At 73.5% G+C, this 15,620-nt stretch carries 11 protein-coding genes; 2 read left to right on the forward strand and 9 right to left on the reverse strand.

The window, feature by feature from the left end:
* Positions 1-44 precede the first annotated feature (44 nt).
* The 6 genes from ACFVDM_RS04740 to hrcA form a co-directional block, all read right to left on the reverse strand.
* Positions 45-3,257, reverse strand: a complete 3,213-nt coding sequence (locus ACFVDM_RS04740) for a S41 family peptidase (RefSeq protein WP_383633197.1) — start codon at positions 3,255-3,257, stop codon at positions 45-47.
* Between the two features lie 79 nt (positions 3,258-3,336).
* Positions 3,337-3,885, reverse strand: coding sequence for a hypothetical protein (locus tag ACFVDM_RS04745; protein WP_383633200.1), 549 nt, complete (start codon positions 3,883-3,885; stop codon positions 3,337-3,339).
* A 104-nt stretch (positions 3,886-3,989) separates the two neighbouring features.
* Positions 3,990-4,736 (reverse strand): 16S rRNA (uracil(1498)-N(3))-methyltransferase, encoded by a 747-nt coding sequence (locus ACFVDM_RS04750; protein ID WP_383633203.1) that lies wholly within the window; start codon positions 4,734-4,736, stop codon positions 3,990-3,992.
* Positions 4,733-5,806 carry a nitronate monooxygenase gene (locus ACFVDM_RS04755; RefSeq protein WP_383633206.1) on the reverse strand — a complete coding sequence of 358 codons (1,074 nt, stop codon included), beginning with the start codon at positions 5,804-5,806 and terminating at the stop codon, positions 4,733-4,735. Before ACFVDM_RS04755 ends, ACFVDM_RS04750 begins: the two co-directional genes overlap by 4 nt.
* A gap of 116 nt (positions 5,807-5,922) precedes the next feature.
* Entirely contained in the window at positions 5,923-7,062 is a 1,140-nt protein-coding gene (gene dnaJ / locus ACFVDM_RS04760) for a molecular chaperone DnaJ (RefSeq protein WP_383633208.1), read from the reverse strand.
* Entirely contained in the window at positions 7,063-8,079 is a 1,017-nt protein-coding gene (gene hrcA / locus ACFVDM_RS04765) for a heat-inducible transcriptional repressor HrcA (RefSeq protein ID WP_383633211.1), read from the reverse strand.
* Between the two features lie 185 nt (positions 8,080-8,264).
* On the opposite strand from hrcA, the gene ACFVDM_RS04770 reads away from it, so the two are divergent.
* Both ACFVDM_RS04770 and ACFVDM_RS04775 read left to right on the forward strand, forming a co-directional pair.
* Positions 8,265-8,996, forward strand: coding sequence for an MBL fold metallo-hydrolase (locus ACFVDM_RS04770; RefSeq protein WP_383633214.1), 732 nt, complete (start codon positions 8,265-8,267; stop codon positions 8,994-8,996).
* Between the two features lie 140 nt (positions 8,997-9,136).
* On the forward strand, positions 9,137-9,958 hold the full coding sequence (locus ACFVDM_RS04775) for a DUF3097 domain-containing protein (protein WP_383633216.1): 822 nt from the start codon (positions 9,137-9,139) through the stop codon (positions 9,956-9,958).
* Between the two features lie 80 nt (positions 9,959-10,038).
* Here the strand turns inward: ACFVDM_RS04775 and hemW are convergent, their stop codons facing one another.
* The 3 genes from hemW to ACFVDM_RS04790 all read right to left on the reverse strand — a co-directional run bounded on the left by hemW (position 10,039) and on the right by ACFVDM_RS04790 (position 15,416).
* On the reverse strand, positions 10,039-11,280 hold the full coding sequence (gene hemW / locus ACFVDM_RS04780) for a radical SAM family heme chaperone HemW (RefSeq protein ID WP_383633219.1): 1,242 nt from the start codon (positions 11,278-11,280) through the stop codon (positions 10,039-10,041).
* Positions 11,281-11,381: 101 nt separating this feature from the next.
* On the reverse strand, positions 11,382-13,280 hold the full coding sequence (locus tag ACFVDM_RS04785) for a SpoIIE family protein phosphatase (protein WP_383633550.1): 1,899 nt from the start codon (positions 13,278-13,280) through the stop codon (positions 11,382-11,384).
* Between the two features lie 246 nt (positions 13,281-13,526).
* The gene (locus ACFVDM_RS04790) at positions 13,527-15,416 is read right to left on the reverse strand and encodes an AMP-dependent synthetase/ligase (protein WP_383633222.1); all 1,890 of its coding nucleotides are present in this window, start codon (positions 15,414-15,416) and stop codon (positions 13,527-13,529) included.
* Positions 15,417-15,620: the final 204 nt, after the last annotated feature.

Here is a 15,620-nt window from a genome sequence, read left to right on the forward strand (position 1 = left end):
CCCCCCGTGTCCGCCGCCCGGCCCCGCGCCGGCCCGCCCCGTTCCTACTCCGGCAGGGCGGGCGCCGTCTTCGCCGGGGTGCGGGCCAGCGACTCCAGGGCGATCCGGATCGCCTCCTCCAGCTGCGGATCGCGGCCGGCCGCGTGGTCCTGCGGTGTCATGACGACCTCGACGTCGGGATCGACGCCGTGGTTCTCCACGCCCCAGCCGTATCCGTCCAGCCAGAAGGCGTACTTGGGCTGGGTGACCAGCGTGCCGTCGACGAGCCGGTAGCGGCTGTCGATGCCCACCACACCGCCCCAGGTGCGTACGCCGACGACGGGGCCGATGCCAAGCGCCTTGATCGCCGCGTTCACGATGTCGCCGTCCGAGCCGGAGAACTCGTTGGCCACGGCCACCACCGGTCCGCGCGGGGCGTCGCCCGGGTAGCTGGTGGCGCGCATGCCGCGGGGCAGGTCCCAGCCGACGATGCGGCGGGCCAGCTTCTCGACGACCAGTTGCGAGGTGTGGCCGCCGCGGTTCTCCCGCACGTCCACGACCAGGCCCTCGCGGGCCACCTCGGTGCGCAGGTCGCGGTGGATCTGGGCCCAGCCGGAGCCGACCATGTCGGGGACGTGGAGGTAGCCGAGGCGTCCGCCGGACCGCTCGTGGACATGGCGGCGGCGGTCGGCGACCCAGGCGTGGTAGCGCAGGGCCTCCTCGTCGGCGACCGGGACGACGACGACATGGCGGGGGTCCCCGCCGTCGACCGGGGAGACGGTCAGCTCGACGGGCTTGCCCGCCGAGCCGGCGAGCAGCGGGGCGGGTCCGGTCAGCGGGTCGACGGCCTGGCCGTCGACGGCCGTGATCGCGTCGCCGGGCCGGACCGCGACGCCGGGAGCGGCCAGTGGGGAGCGGGCCTCCGGGTCGGAGGTCTCGGAGGGCAGGATGCGGTCGATCCGCCAGCTCCCGTCGTCCGCGCGTGAGAGGTCGGCGCCGAGCAGCCCCTGACGGGCCGCGTCGTCGCGCCAGCCGCCGGACGGGTTGACGTAGGCGTGCGAGGTGCCGAGTTCGCCCTGGACCTCCCAGAGCAGGTCGACCAGGTCGTCGTGGGTGGCGACCCGGTCCAGGACCGGGCGGTAGCGGTCCAGGACGCCGTCCCAGTCGACGCCGCCCATGTCGGGCCGCCAGTAGTTGTCCCGCATCACGCGGCCGGTCTCGTCGTACATCTGGCGCCATTCGGCGGCCGGGTCGAGGATCCGGCGGATCCGGGAGAGGTCGACGACGACGTTGCCGTCGCTGTCGTGGTCGTCGTCGCCGGAGACCCGGCTGTCGGACGGCACGACGCGGAGCCGGCCCCGGCTGTGCAGCACCAGCCGCTTGCCGTCGCCGCTGACGGCGAACCGGCGGATGTCGGAGGCCAGTTCCTCGCAGCGCAGCTTCTCCAGGTCGTAGCGCTCCAGGACGGTCTCGGGCTGGTGGGCGTCGGGGCCGGCGGCGCTGGTGCCGAGGACGCCGACGACGGGGTGGCGCAGCCACAGCAGTCCGTCCCTGGCCGCCCTCAGCGAGGAGTAGCTGGCGGCCTCGACGGGCAGCGGGACGATCCGGTCGGCGAGTCCGTCGAGGTCGATGCGGGTGACGGGGAGCGCGGTGGGGTTGTCCTCGGCGTCGCCGCTCTTCTCCTTCTCGGTCGGCCGGCCGTGGAGCTGCGGTCCGAACGGGGAGGGGGTGGTCGCGGCGAGCGTCAGCAGATGCGGCCGGCAGGCGCCGATGAACGCGAGGTCGAAGACGTGCGAGTCGTAGATCGGGTCGAAGGCCCGCTCGGAGAGGAACGCCAGGTGCTTGCCGTCGGTGGTGAAGGCGGGGGCGAAGTCCCGGAAGCGCAGCGGGGTGGCCTCGGAGACCGAGAGGTCGGCGAGGTGGGCCAGCTTGATCTGGGCGAGCGGCTCGGGTCCGGGGTGCGACCAGGCGAGCCAGGCGGAGTCGGGCGAGAAGGCCAGCCCGGAGGCGTCGCCGTGCTCGCTGCGGTCCACCTCGTGGACCTCGCCGCTCTCCCGTTCGACGATCAGGATCCGGCCGTCGTGGGCGGCGACGGCGAACCGGCTGCCGTCGGGGGCGGGCGCGAGGTCCAGGACCCGGCCGATCCGGCCCGCGGCGAGGCGGCGGGGGACGGCGCCCGGGGCGGTGCCGGTGGCGGGCGCGCACTCCAGCGCGTCGTCGCCCTCGGCGTCGGTGACCCAGACGACGTGCTGGTCGCCGTCGGCCTGGAAGGTGTGCGGCAGCCTGGCCCGTACGCCGGGTTCGGCGGCCAGCGCGCGGGCCGGGCCCTCGCGGTGGGTGACCCAGTGGACGGCGCCCCGGGAGCCGACGGCGCTGCCGCGGCCGGTGCGGTCCGGGGAGGCGGCGCTCAGATGGCTGCCGGCGTGCACGGGGTGCGGCTGGAGGTCGGCGCGCTGGCCGCCGAGCCGGATGTCGGCGCGGCGCGGTTCCGCGCCCTCCAGATCGTCCAGGAGCCACAGTTCGCCGGCGCTCGCGTAGGCGACGCGGGTGCCGTCGGTGGTGGCGTGCCGGGCGTAGAAGCCGTCGGTGCCGGTGTGGCGGCGCAGGTCGGTGCCGTCGGGGAGGGAGGAGTAGAGGGCGCCGACGCCCTCGTGGTCGGAGAGGAACGCGAGGCGTCCGCCGACCCACATCGGGCATTCGATGTTGCCGTCGAGTCCGGCGTGGACCCGGGCGAACTCCGCCGGGTCCTCCTCCGTCGCGAGCCACAGCTTGCCGGCCGTGCCGCCCCGGTAGCGCTTCCAGGTGGCGGCCTCGCGCCCCATGGTGGCCGAGAGCAGCAGGACGCGTCCGCCGGGCCCGTACGCCAGGGAGCCGACCGGTCCGTACGGCAGGGTGCGGGCGGGTCCGCCGTCGACCGGGACGGCCCGCGCCCAGGTGCGGCGCAGCGACATCTGGCCCTGGGTGCTGGTGACCAGCACCTCGCCGTCGGGCGTCCAGCCGCGGACGGTGGTCCGGGCGTCGCCCCAGTGGGTCAGCCGCCGCGCGGGCCCGCCGTCGACGGGGGCGAGGTGCACCTCGGGCGCCCCGTCCCGGGTGGACGTCCAGGCGACCAGGGTGCCGTCGGGCGATATGCGCGGCTGGGTGACGGGGCGGTTGTCGGCGCTGACCCGCCAGGCGCGACCGCCCTCCAGCGGCGCGAGCCAGACATCGTCCTCGGCGGTGAAGGCGATCAGTTCGCCCTGGACATGGGGGTACCGGAGGTAGGAAGGCTGTGTCACGACGATCAGCCTAGGTCTCCGGTCCTGCGGGCGGAACGGGGTTGGCCGGAGTCCGCCCTCCGTGCGGGGGACGGCCCGGTCATTTGCCCTGGGGATGTTCGGTGACCGTGACGGTCACGGTGACCGTCGGCCGGGCTCCGCCGCCCCCTCCGCCACCGCTCCCGCCCCCGATGAGGCCCACCGGTGCGCGGGTGGAGGGCGGGGCGGAGCAGTTGCCGAGGAGGCTGGCCCGGAAGACGGTGCGTCCGGCGGCCTTCGCCGTCATGTCGCCCCGGACGCACCGGCCTTCGACCTCGCGGTCGACCCGGCCGCTGACGCTGATGTCCTTGCCCTCCTTGGTGCGGCCGTTGCAGTCCACGGAGGCGATGCGCTCGGCGGAGGTGCTCGGCGAACCCGCCCCGCCGTCGCCCCCGTCGGTGGAGGCGGTGCAGCTCAGCCACTGCACATGGACGCCCTCGTGCTCCAGGGCGCGGGTGGCGGTGCTGTCGGTGGTCACGGCGATGGACGCGGTGTTCAGCCCGTTCCCCGGTTCGCAGGCGGTCAGGCCGGCGACGGCTGCGGCGGCCAGAGCGAACGCGGCCGGAAAGCGACGGGTCGTTCGGCGACCCCATGCCCTTGATGTCCCCATACGGGCAGCTTCCCACCGCTCCTGACGGAGCGGTAGTCCGCTTGCGGCCACAACACCCCTGAAGTGGACGCCGATTCACCCGTGAGGGGTGCGGGCGCCACCCCTCATGACCAGCGGCCCGTGCGTCCCAGCAGCAACGCGGTGGCCGCGGTGCCCGCCGTGGAGGTGCGCAGTACGCTCCGGCCGAGCCGGCAGATCCGCGCCCCGGCCTCGGCGAAGACGGCCAGTTCCTCCGGTGAGACGCCGCCCTCCGGGCCCACGACCAGCACGATCTCGCCCTCGGCGGGCAGCGGGACGGTGGCCAGCGGCTCGCTGGGGTGGTCGCGGTCCTCGTGCAGGACGGCGGCGAAGTCGGCCGTGGCCAGAAGTGCGGCAACCTGGCGGGTGGTCGCCGCGTCCGCGACGTCCGGGAAGCGGACCCGACGGGACTGCTTCCCGGCCTCGCGGGCCGTAGCGCGCCATTTCGCGAGCGACTTCAGGCCCCGTTCGCCCTTCCACTGGGTGATGCAGCGGGCGGCCTGCCAGGGCACGATCGCGTCGACGCCGGTCTCCGTCATCGTCTCGACGGCCAGTTCGCCCCGGTCGCCCTTGGGCAGGGCCTGGACGACGGTGATGCGGGCGGCGGCCGGCGGCTCCTCGTGGACGGTCTCCAGGCCTCCGACGGTCAGCCGGTCCTTGCCCTCGGCCGCGGTGACGACGCCCTCGGCCCAGCGGCCCCGGCCGTCGGTGAGGACGACGTCCTCCCCCGCGCGCAGGCGCTTCACCGACACGGCGTGCCGGCCCTCGGGGCCGTCCAGGACGAATCCGGGGCCCTGCGGCAGCTGGTCGACGACGAAGACGGGTGCCGTCACGGTGTGCTCCTCGTGCTCAACGCCGCGCTCGCGGCGTCCAGTTCCTCGGCGAGCAGGCGTACCAGCCGGCCGGCCGCCATCTCGCGGACCATCCGGTGGCCCTGCCCCGCCCACAGTGCCATGCCCTGGGCGTCCCCGGTGCGGGCGGCCGCCTTGCGCAGCGGCGCGGTCAGATGGTGGACCTGTGGATAGGCGGCGGGGGCGTACGGTCCGTGCTCGCGCACGAAGCGGTTGACCAGGCCGCGGGCCGGGCGGCCCGAGAAGGCCCGGGTCAGCGTGGTGCGCGTGAACAGGGGGTTGGTGAGGGCCTGTTTGTGCAGCACATGGGCCCCGGACTCGGGGCAGGGCAGGAAGGCGGTGCCGAGCTGTGCGGCGTCGGCCCCCGCGGCGAGCACGGCGGCGATCTGCGCGCCGCGCATCAGCCCGCCGGCGGCGACGACCGGTATCTGCACGGTCTCGCGGACCTGGGTGACCAGGCTGAGCAGCCCGGTCCCGGCGCCGCCCGTCTGCGGGTCGTCGTGGAACGTGGACTGGTGGCCGCCCGCCTCGACGCCCTGGGCGCAGACGGCGTCGGCCCCGGCCCACTGGGCGGCCTGGGCCTCCTCGGGCGTGGTGACCGTGACGACGGTGTACGTACCGGCCGCGGCGAAGGCGTCGAGCGTGTCGCGGGAGGGGCAGCCGAAGGTGAAGGAGACGACCGGGACCGGGTCCTCCAGCAGGATGGCGAGCTTGGCGTCGAAGCCGTCGTCGCCACAGGAGTCGGTGTCGCCGAGCGGGGTCTCGTACCAGGTGGACTCGCCCGCGAGCTGCTGCCGGTAGACCTCGACGGCGGCCGGGTCGGTGAGCACGGGCTGCGGCATGAAGAGGTTGACGCCGAAGGGCCGGCCGGTGAGTCCGCGCGTCTGGGTGATCTCGTGGTACATGCCGTCCGCCGTCTTGTACCCGGCGGCCAGGAAGCCGAGCCCGCCGGCCTCGCAGACGGCGGCGACCAGTTCCGGACAGGCGGCACCGCCCGCCATCGGGGCCTGCACGATCGGATACCGGCAGAGATCGGTCAGTGCGGATGACATGACCGCATCGTGTCATGTCCTTCCCGTCCCGTGACGCACACCCCGTGTCCGTGATTTGTCCGTAAATGAGGTACGGGCCCGGCGAAACCGGGCCCGTACCTCATCGATCACACGCCCTAGCGGCCGTTGAACGCGTCCTTGAGGCGCGAGAACAGGCCCTGCTGGCCGGGCTGGAACTGCCCGGTGGGCCGCTCCTCGCCGCGGATCTTGGCCAGCTCGCGCAGCATCCGCTCCTGCTCGGGGTCGAGCTTGGTCGGGGTCATCACCTCGACGTGCACGATGAGGTCGCCGCGACCGCCGCCGCCGCGCAGATGCGTGACACCGCGCCCGTGCAGCGGGACGGACTGGCCGGACTGGGTGCCGGGCCGGATGTCGACCTCCTCCAGACCGTCCAGCGTCTCCAGCGGCACCTTGGTGCCGAGGGCCGCCGCCGTCATGGGGATGGTGACCGTGCAGTGCAGATCGTCGCCGCGCCGCTGGAAGACGCTGTGCGGCAGCTCGTGGATCTCGACGTACAGGTCGCCGGCCGGGCCGCCGCCGGGGCCGACCTCGCCCTCGCCCGCGAGCTGGATGCGGGTGCCGTTGTCGACACCGGCGGGGATCTTCACGGTGAGCGTGCGCCGGGAGCGGATGCGGCCGTCACCGGCGCACTCCGGGCACGGGGTCGGCACGACCGTGCCGAAGCCCTGGCACTGCGGGCAGGGGCGCGAGGTCATGACCTGGCCCAGGAAGGACCGGGTGACCTGGGAGACCTCACCGCGGCCGCGGCACATGTCACAGGTCTGCGCGGAGGTGCCGGGGGCCGCGCCCTCGCCGCTGCACGTCGTGCAGACGACGGCGGTGTCGACCTGGATGTCCTTGGTCGTCCCGAAGGCCGCCTCGGCGAGGTCGATCTCCAGCCGGATCATGGCGTCCTGGCCGCGGCGGGTGCGCGAGCGCGGTCCGCGCTGCGAGGCCGTGCCGAAGAAGGCGTCCATGATGTCGGAGAAGTTGCCGAAGCCGCCCTGTCCGAAGCCGCCCGCACCGCCGCCGCCGGAGGCGGACAGCGGGTCGCCGCCCAGGTCGTAGACCTGCTTCTTCTGGGCGTCCGACAGCACCTCGTAGGCGGCGTTGATCTCCTTGAACCGCTCCTGGGTCTTCGGATCGGGGTTCACGTCCGGGTGCAGCTCGCGGGCGAGCCTCCGGAAGGCCTTCTTGATCTCGTCCTGGGAAGCGTCGCGGCGCACGCCGAGTACGGCGTAGTAGTCCGTGGCCACTTACGACTCCGCCAGGATCTGTCCGACGTAACGTGCCACTGCGCGTACCGCTCCCATCGTTCCGGGGTAGTCCATGCGGGTCGGTCCGACCACGCCGAGTTTGGCGACTGCCTCGTCGCCCGAACCGTAGCCGACCGCGACGACGGACGTGGAGTTCAGCCCCTCGTGGGCGTTCTCATGCCCGATTCGTACGGTCATGCCCGAGTCCTTGGCCTCGCCGAGCAGCTTCAGCAGCACGACCTGCTCCTCCAGTGCCTCCAGCACCGGCCGGATCATCACCGGGAAGTCGTGTCCGAAGCGGGTGAGGTTGGAGGTGCCGCCGATCATCAGCCGCTCCTCCGTCTCCTCGACGAGGGTTTCGAGCAGGATCGAGAGCACGGTGGACACGGTTCCCCGGTCCTCGCTCTCGAAGGATTCCGGCAGGTCCTGCACCAGCTGCGGGACGTCCGCGAAACGGCGGCCCACGACGCGGCTGTTGAGCCGCGCGCGCAGATCCGCCAGGGACGTCTCGCCGAAGGGCGCGGGACAGTCCACCATGCGCTGTTCGACCCGGCCGGTGTCCGTGATGAGCACGAGCATCAGCCGGGCGGGCGCCAGGGAGAGCAGCTCCACGTGCCGCACCGTCGAACGGGTCAGCGAGGGGTACTGCACGACGGCGACCTGCCGGGTCAGCTGCGCGAGCAGCCGTACGGTGCGGCCCACGACGTCGTCGAGGTCGACCGCGCCGTCGAGGAAGTTCTGAATGGCGCGACGCTCCGGCGACGACAGGGGCTTGACGCCCGCGAGCTTGTCGACGAAGAGCCGGTAGCCCTTGTCCGTCGGGATGCGCCCGGCGCTGGTGTGCGGCTGGGCGATGAATCCCTCGTCCTCCAGCACCGCCATGTCGTTGCGCACGGTGGCCGGGGAGACCCCCAGCTTGTGCCGCTCGGTGAGCGCCTTGGAGCCGACGGGCTCCTCGGTGCCGACATAGTCCTGGACGATGGCGCGCAACACTTCGAGTCTGCGTTCGCTGAGCATCGCGCACACCTCCAGCTGTGTACCTCGGTCGTTCTCGGGCCGTTCCCGGGTCCGTCCCTGGCACTCTGCGCGGACGAGTGCCAGCCCTGCCCCGGTCAGTGTACGGCGACGGGGTGGCCCCCTAGCAAGGGCGACCGGCCACGCTACCCCGAGACTGCGCAGGTCGTTGCCGATAGCGTCGCGGTATGGACGCCTCTTGGGAAGACTTCGGCTGGGAGCGGCTCGGACACGGGGTGGGGCGGCGACGCCTTCCGGTGTGGGACGCGACCGTTCTCCTGGTGGCCGGGGCCGACGGCGTGCTGCTCTGCGACACCGGCTCGTCACTCCGCGAAGCCGCCGAAGTGCGCGCCCAGGCAGAGGCGATGCTGGGCCGGAGGGTGACGCATATCGCACTCAGCCACCCCCATTTCGATCATGTGCTCGGCACCGCGGCGTTCCCCGGGGCACAGGTGTACGGGGCGGCCGGCACCGCCGCACTGCTACGGGCCGGGGCGGAGGAGCTGCGCGCCGACGCCGTGGCCCAGGGGCTGCCGGAACGGGACGCCGCCGAGTCCGCCGAGGCGCTGGTGGCCCCGGCGCACGAGGTGACGGGCGAGTCCGTGCTCGATCTGGGCGGCGGGCGCGAGGTGCTGCTGGTGAACCTCGGCGCGGCGCACAGCGGCCACGACCTGGCCGTCCTGGTGCCCGGGTCTCCCCCGGTCGTGTTCTGCGGCGATCTCGTCGAGGAGTCGGGCGAGCCGCAGGCGGGCCCGGACGCCGTCCCCGCGCGCTGGCCGGCCTCCCTGGACCGGCTGCTGGAGCTGGGCGGCGAGGAGGCCCGGTACGTGCCGGGGCACGGGGCCGTGGTGGACGCCGCGTTCGTCCGGGCCCAGCGGGACGACCTGGCCCGGCGGTTCGACGTGCCGGACCCGGCGTGAATCCGTTGGGCGGGACCGCGGTCCGGCGTGCGGCGGGCCCGAGGTGATTTCGGTGGACCGGCCCGCGGTCCGGCGTGCGGCGGGCCCGGCGTGGAGCCGAAAGGCGGGACCGCGGACCGCCCGCCGCTTATCGTCGTGCGATGCGCAGCTACCAGCCGGACCTGACCCCGCCGTGGAAGCGGTCCGCCCCCGTGCCCGAGGTGCCCGCGGATCCCGATCTGGTCGTGGAGGAGGTCGCCACCGGCTTCTGCGGTGCGGTGATCCGCTGCGAGAAGACCGCCGAGGGGCCGACCGTCACCCTGGAGGACCGGTTCGGCAAGCACCGGGTCTTCCCGATGGCACCGCGCGGCTTCCTGCTGGAGGGGCGCGTCGTCACGCTGGTGCGCCCGGCGGCCGGGGGTCCGGTGCGTCCCGCGCGCACGGCCTCGGGCTCGGTCGCGGTGCCCGGCGCGCGGGCGCGGGTGGCGCGCGCCGGGCGGATCTACGTGGAGGGCCGGCACGACGCCGAGCTGGTGGAGCGGGTCTGGGGCGACGACCTCCGGATCGAGGGCGTGGTCGTCGAGTACCTGGAGGGCATCGACGATCTCCCCGCGATCGTCGACGCGTTCGGGCCGGCGCCCGACGCCCGGCTCGGGGTCCTGGTCGACCATCTGGTCCCGGGCTCCAAGGAGTCCCGTATCGCGGCCCGGGTGACCGACGGGAACGTGCTGGTGGTCGGCCATCCGTACATCGACGTCTGGGAGGCGGTGAAGCCGTCGTCGCTGGGCATTCCCGGCTGGCCCCGGGTCCCGCGCGGCCAGGACTGGAAGACGGGCGTCTGCCGGGCGCTGGGCTGGCCGGAGAACACGGGCGCGGCCTGGCAGCACATCCTGTCGAAGGTGCGCTCCTACAAGGACCTGGAGCCGGAGCTGCTGGGGCGGGTGGAACATCTCATCGATTTCGTGACCGCCCCCGCCGAGTAGGGCGCGGCCCGAGGGCCCGGTGACCCGACCCGTCCGGGGGCCGCACCGGATGCGGAGCGGGCTGCGGGCCCCGGGCGGGCTCAGTCCACCAGGTCCCGCACCACCGCGTCCGCCAGGAGCCTCCCGCGCAGTGTGAGCACCGCGCGCCCCTCGCCGTACGGTCCCGGCTCCAGCAGGCCGTCGGCCACGGCGCGGGCGGCCGCGGCGAGCCCGGCCGGGGCGAGCAGGGAGAGCGGGCAGCCGTCGACGAGGCGGAGCTCCAGCAGGATCCGCTCGACGCGCCGGTCCTCGTCGGAGAGGATCTCGCGGCCCGCGCCGGGCGAGCGCCCCTCGGCCAGCGCCTGCGCGTACGCCCCGGGGTGCTTCACGTTCCACCAGCGCACCCCGCCGACGTGGCTGTGGGCGCCGGGGCCGGCGCCCCACCAGTCGGCCCCGCGCCAGTACAGCTCGTTGTGCAGACAGCGGCCCTCGGGCGTCCGGGACCAGTTCGACACCTCGTACCAGGAGTAGCCGGCCGCGGCCAGCACCTCGTCGGCGATGAGGTAGCGGTCGGCGTGGGCGTCGTCGTCCGTCATGGGGATCTCGCCGCGCCTGATCCGGCGGGCCAGCTGGGTGCCCTCCTCCACGATCAGCGCGTACGCCGAGACGTGATCGGGGCCGGCGCCGATCGCCGCGTCGAGGGAGGCGCGCCAGTCGTCGTCGGACTCGCCGGGCGTGCCGTAGATCAGGTCGAGGTTGATGTGGTCGAAGCCGGCCGCCCTGGCCTCGGCGACGCACGCCTCGGGCCTGCCGGGGGTGTGGGTGCGGTCGAGGATCTTCAGGACGTGCTGCCGGGCACTCTGCATGCCGAAGGAGATCCGGTTGAAGCCGCCCTCGCGCAGTTCGGCGAGGTAGGCGGGGCCGACCGACTCGGGGTTGGCCTCGGTGGTGATCTCCGCGTCGTCCGCGAGTCCGAACTCCTCCCGGATCGCGGCCAGCATCCGCACCAGGTCGGCGGCGGCCAGCAGGGTCGGGGTGCCCCCGCCGACGAAGACCGTACGGACCTGCCGGGGGTCGTCGCCGAGGACCTTCCGGGCCCGGCGGACCTCGCCGACGAGATGGGCGGCGTAGTTGTCGCGGGAGGCCAGCGCCCCGCCGGAGCCGCGCAGCTCGGTCGCGGTGTAGGTGTTGAAGTCGCAGTAGCCGCAGCGGGTCGCGCAGTAGGGCACGTGCAGGTAGAAGCCGAGCGGGCGGTCTGCGGCGCCTTCCAGGGCGTGGCGGGGCAGCGCCCCGTCGTCGGGCACGGGTTCACCATCGGGCAGTACGGAAGGCATACCGCCCATTGTCGCGCGCCGTCCGGCGAACCGACGCCACGGCCGTGCGTCGGCCGCACGAAGGCCTCACGAAGGCCGTGCGGCGGACGCTCGGCCTTGTTTGTTCGGCGTTATTCGGCCTGGAGGACCAGCAGGGCCAGATCGTCGTCCGGCGGGCGTTCGGCGAAGGCGTGCACGGCGTTCTTGATGCGCTCCGCGATGCCCTCGGCGTCCAGCCCCGCGCACCCGGACAGCGCCTGTGCGAGCCCGTCCCCGTCGTCGAACATCAGCGGTCCCGAGCGCCGCTCGGTCACCCCGTCGGTGACGCAGAGCAGGCTGTCGCCGGGGGCCAGCTCGAAGCTCTGGGTCTCGTAGACGGCGTCGTCCATCACCCCGAGGAGCAGCTGCGGTTCGGCGGCCGGGCGGACCGTGCCGTCGGGGCGCAGCAGCAGGGGCAGCGGATGGCCGGCGCTGGCCAGGGTGCAGCGGGCCCCGCCGCCGGGCAGCGGGACGAGCTCCCCGTAGAGCAGGGAGAGGAACCGGGACTGCCCGCTGTCCGCCGAGTGCTGGCCCCCGGCGGCGGCGACCATGAGGGCGGCGGCCTCGGCTGCCTCCATCGCGTCGTCGAGGAGCAGCCGGTTGAGCCGGACCAGGACCTCGTCGGCCTGGAAGCCCTCGCGGGCCAGCAGCCGCAGCCAGGGGCGGGCGAGCCCGGTGACGACGGCCGCCTCGGGGCCGCTGCCCTGGACGTCGCCGAGGACGAAGCACCAGCGGTCGCCGGGGCACGGGAAGATGTCGTAGAAGTCGCCGCCGACCACCCCGTCGTCGCTGGGTTCGTAGACGAGGGAGCTGGCCACTCCCGGTATGTCGGCGACCTTGCTCGGCAGCAGTCCGCGCTGGAGGATCCGGCTGATGGTGGCCTGGCGGGTGTAGGCGCGGGCGGCGCCGACGGCGAGGCCGACCCGGCGGACGAAGTCCTCGATCAGCGCGGTGACCTCGTCGGGGACCCTGACGATGCCCTCGCGGCCGAGGTAGACGGCGCCGAGGGTGCGGCCGCCGGAGGTGATCCGGTAGGCGAGGGCGACGCCCTCGCCGGGCTTCTGGCCCTCCTCCTCGCCGCTGCCGGGCCAGTCCATGGAGACGGGGCCGGTTCCGACCCGTTCCGGCAGGCGCAGCGGGTCGTCCTCCAGCTGGGCGCGCAGCTTCGGGATGCGGGTCTCGTCGACGTGCCACACCTTGGCCAGGCGCGGGACGGCGGCCCGGCCGCCGCTCTCGGGTTCCAGCCAGATCGCGCACCAGTCGGCGAGCCTGGGGACCAGTAACTGTCCGGCGAGCGCGGCGACGATGTCCTCGTCGAGCTGTCCGGCCAGCAGGTCCGAGGCCTCGGCGAGGAAGGAGAGCGCGCCCCGGCCCGCCCAGTCCGCGTCGTCGCGCAGGGCGCGCCGGGCGGTGGGGGCGAGGAGTTCGGCGGCGCGCAGACCCTGCTGGAAGCCGGATTCGGGGCGGTTGTCGGGGAAGGGGTTCCAGTCGTCGACGGGGAGCCGGGCCCAGACGGTCTTGAGGCCGGTGCGGTAGGTGATGCCCCAGCGTTCGGCGAGGGTGGCGACGAGTTCCAGGCCGCGTCCGTACTCGGGTGGTTCGCCCGGGGCGCCGGCCGCCGCGGCGTTGTCGGCGCGGTCGCTGCGCACGGCGCGGGTGGGGTGGTGGTCGGAGACCTCCAGGACCAGGGCGGAGGCCTCCTCGTCGGTGGCCTCCTCCAGCCGGAAGAGGAGTTCCACGTTGGTTCCGGCGTGTACGACGGCGTTGGTGACGAGTTCGCTGACGACGACCGCCGCGTCGTCGGACAGCCGCTCGCTGAAGCCGACGGCCGCGGGGAGCCCGAGCCCGCTCCATTCGGTGAGCGCGGCGGCGACGAAACGCCGGGCCGCGGCGGGCGCCAGCAGGTTCCCGGGCAGACTCGTCCGGGCGACCGGCTGTCCCGCGCCGGACGGGCCGGCGGCTCCGGAATGCTCCACGATGTCCCGCTGCAAGGGAATGGACCCCACAGGGCGGCTCCTGACCTGTTCTCGCTCTGCCTGTTCTCCGTTCGGGCGGTGCCGCGGGCCGTGGGAGGGCTCGCGGTGCCGGCCCAGGACCGACGACGACACGGACAGAGTGACAGATCGGCTCCTGGCATACGCGACGAGTTACGGAATTGGCCGCGCGGCGCACTCCGGCGCACCAGCCCGGCGCACGGTGTGCGCCGGGCTGGTGGGGCCGTGGAGCGGAGCCGTGTCTCAGGCCTCGCGCGAACCCGCGTACATCTCGTCGATCAGGTCCTTGTAGGTGCGCTCGACGACGGGCCGCTTCAGCTTGAGGCTGGGCGTGACCTCGCCGTGCTCGATGTCGAGGTCGCGCGGGAGCAGACGGAACTTCTTGATGGTCTGCCAGCGCTGGAGTCCCTCGTTGAGGCGCTTGACGTAGCCGTCGATCAGCTCGACGGTCTTCGGGGAGGCGACCACGTCGGCGTACGCCTTGCCCTCCATGCCGTTCTCGGCGGCCCAGCCGAGGATGGTCGGCTCGTCGAGGGCGATCAGCGCGGTGCAGAAGTTCCGGTCGGCGCCGTGCACGAGGATGTTGGAGACGAACGGGCAGACGGCCTTGAACTGGCCCTCGACCTCGGCGGGCGCGATGTACTTGCCGCCGGAGGTCTTGATCAGGTCCTTCTTGCGGTCGGTGATCCGCAGATAGCCGTCCACGGACAGTTCGCCGATGTCGCCGGTGTGGAACCAGCCGTCGGCCTCCAGCACCTCGGCCGTCTTGTCGGGCAGGCCCTGGTAGCCCTGCATGATGCCGGGGCCGCGCAGCAGGATCTCGCCGTCGTCGGCGATGCGGACCTCGGTGCCGGGGAGCGGCTTGCCGACGGTGCCGGTGCGGTAGGCCTCGCCGGGGTTGACGAAGGAGGCGGCGCTGGACTCGGTGAGGCCGTAGCCCTCCAGGATGTGGATGCCGGCGCCGGCGAAGAAGAAGCCGATGTCGGGGGCGAGCGCGGCGGAGCCGGAGACGCAGGCGCGGAGCCGGCCGCCGAAGGCCTCGCGGATCTTGGCGTAGACGAGGGTGTCGGCGACCTTGTGCTTGGCACCGAGCCCGAAGGGCACGGAGGCGGTGCCGGTGCGGCGGAAGTTGTCCTGGGAGACCCGGGCGTGCTCGCGGGCGACGCCGGCCGCCCACTGGAAGATCTTGTACTTGGCCCCGCCCCCGGCACGGGCCTTGGCCGCGACACCGTTGTAGACCTTCTCGAAGATGCGCGGAACGGCCGCCATGTAGGTCGGCTGGACGACGGGCAGATTCTCGATGATCTTGTCGACCCGGCCGTCGACGGCGGTGACGTGGCCGACCTCGATCTGGCCGGAGGTGAGCACCTTGCCGAAGACGTGGGCGAGTGGCAGCCAGAGGTACTGGACGTCGTCCTTGGTGATCAGCCCGGTGGCGACGGTGGCCTTGGCCATGTACGACCAGTTGTCGTGCGGCAGCCGTACGCCCTTGGGGCGGCCGGTGGTGCCGGAGGTGTAGATGAGGGTGGCGAGCTGGTCGGAGGTGATCGCCCCGACCCGCGCCTTGATGGCGTCCGGGTGCTCGGCCAGGTGCTCGTTGCCCAGCGCCTCCAGCTCGGCCAGGGTGAGCAGCCAGCCCTCGGGGTCACCCTCGGCCGGTTCCACGCCCTCGGCGTCGATGACGACGACGTGGGAGAGGGCGGGCAGCTCGGTGCGGCGCTCGCGGGCCTTGGCGAGCTGGGCGGCGTCCTCGGCGATGAGGACCCGGCTCTCGGAGTCGGAGAGGATGAACGCCGACTCGTCGGCGTTGGTGGAGGGGTAGACCGTGGTGGTCGCGGCGCCCGCGCACATGACGCCGAGGTCGGCGAGGATCCATTCGACCCGGGTGCTGGAGGCGAGCGCGACGCGCTCCTCCGGGCGTACGCCCAGCGCGATCAGCCCGGCCGCGACGGCGTAGACGCGCTCGGCGGCCTCGGCCCAGCTGAGCGAACGCCAGGCGTCGGGGCCCTCGCCGTCGGCCGGCGGGACGGGGTAGCGGTAGGCCTCCGCGTCCGGGGTGGCGGCCACCCGGTCGATGAAGAGGGTCGCCACGGACGGCGGACGGTTCTCGATCATGGTCTGTGTGTCGCTCACGACATCCTCCGGGCCTACGGCAGTGCTTCACGACCGGCTGCTGGTTGCGGCTTGCTCTCCGCGTGCGTCTATGTGCTTGATCCTGCTTGTTTAACTGGCGAGTAACTACGAAGCCGTGATCAGGGTAAAGCGCCCGCGCGCCGGGCGTAAGAGGCAACGGGACCCCGCTTCATAACGAACGGGCCCCCGCGCCGCAGGGTTCTG

The sequence above is a fragment of the Streptomyces sp. NPDC057682 genome (assembly GCF_042799575.1).
In the GTDB taxonomy this organism is placed as follows: domain Bacteria; phylum Actinomycetota; class Actinomycetes; order Streptomycetales; family Streptomycetaceae; genus Streptomyces.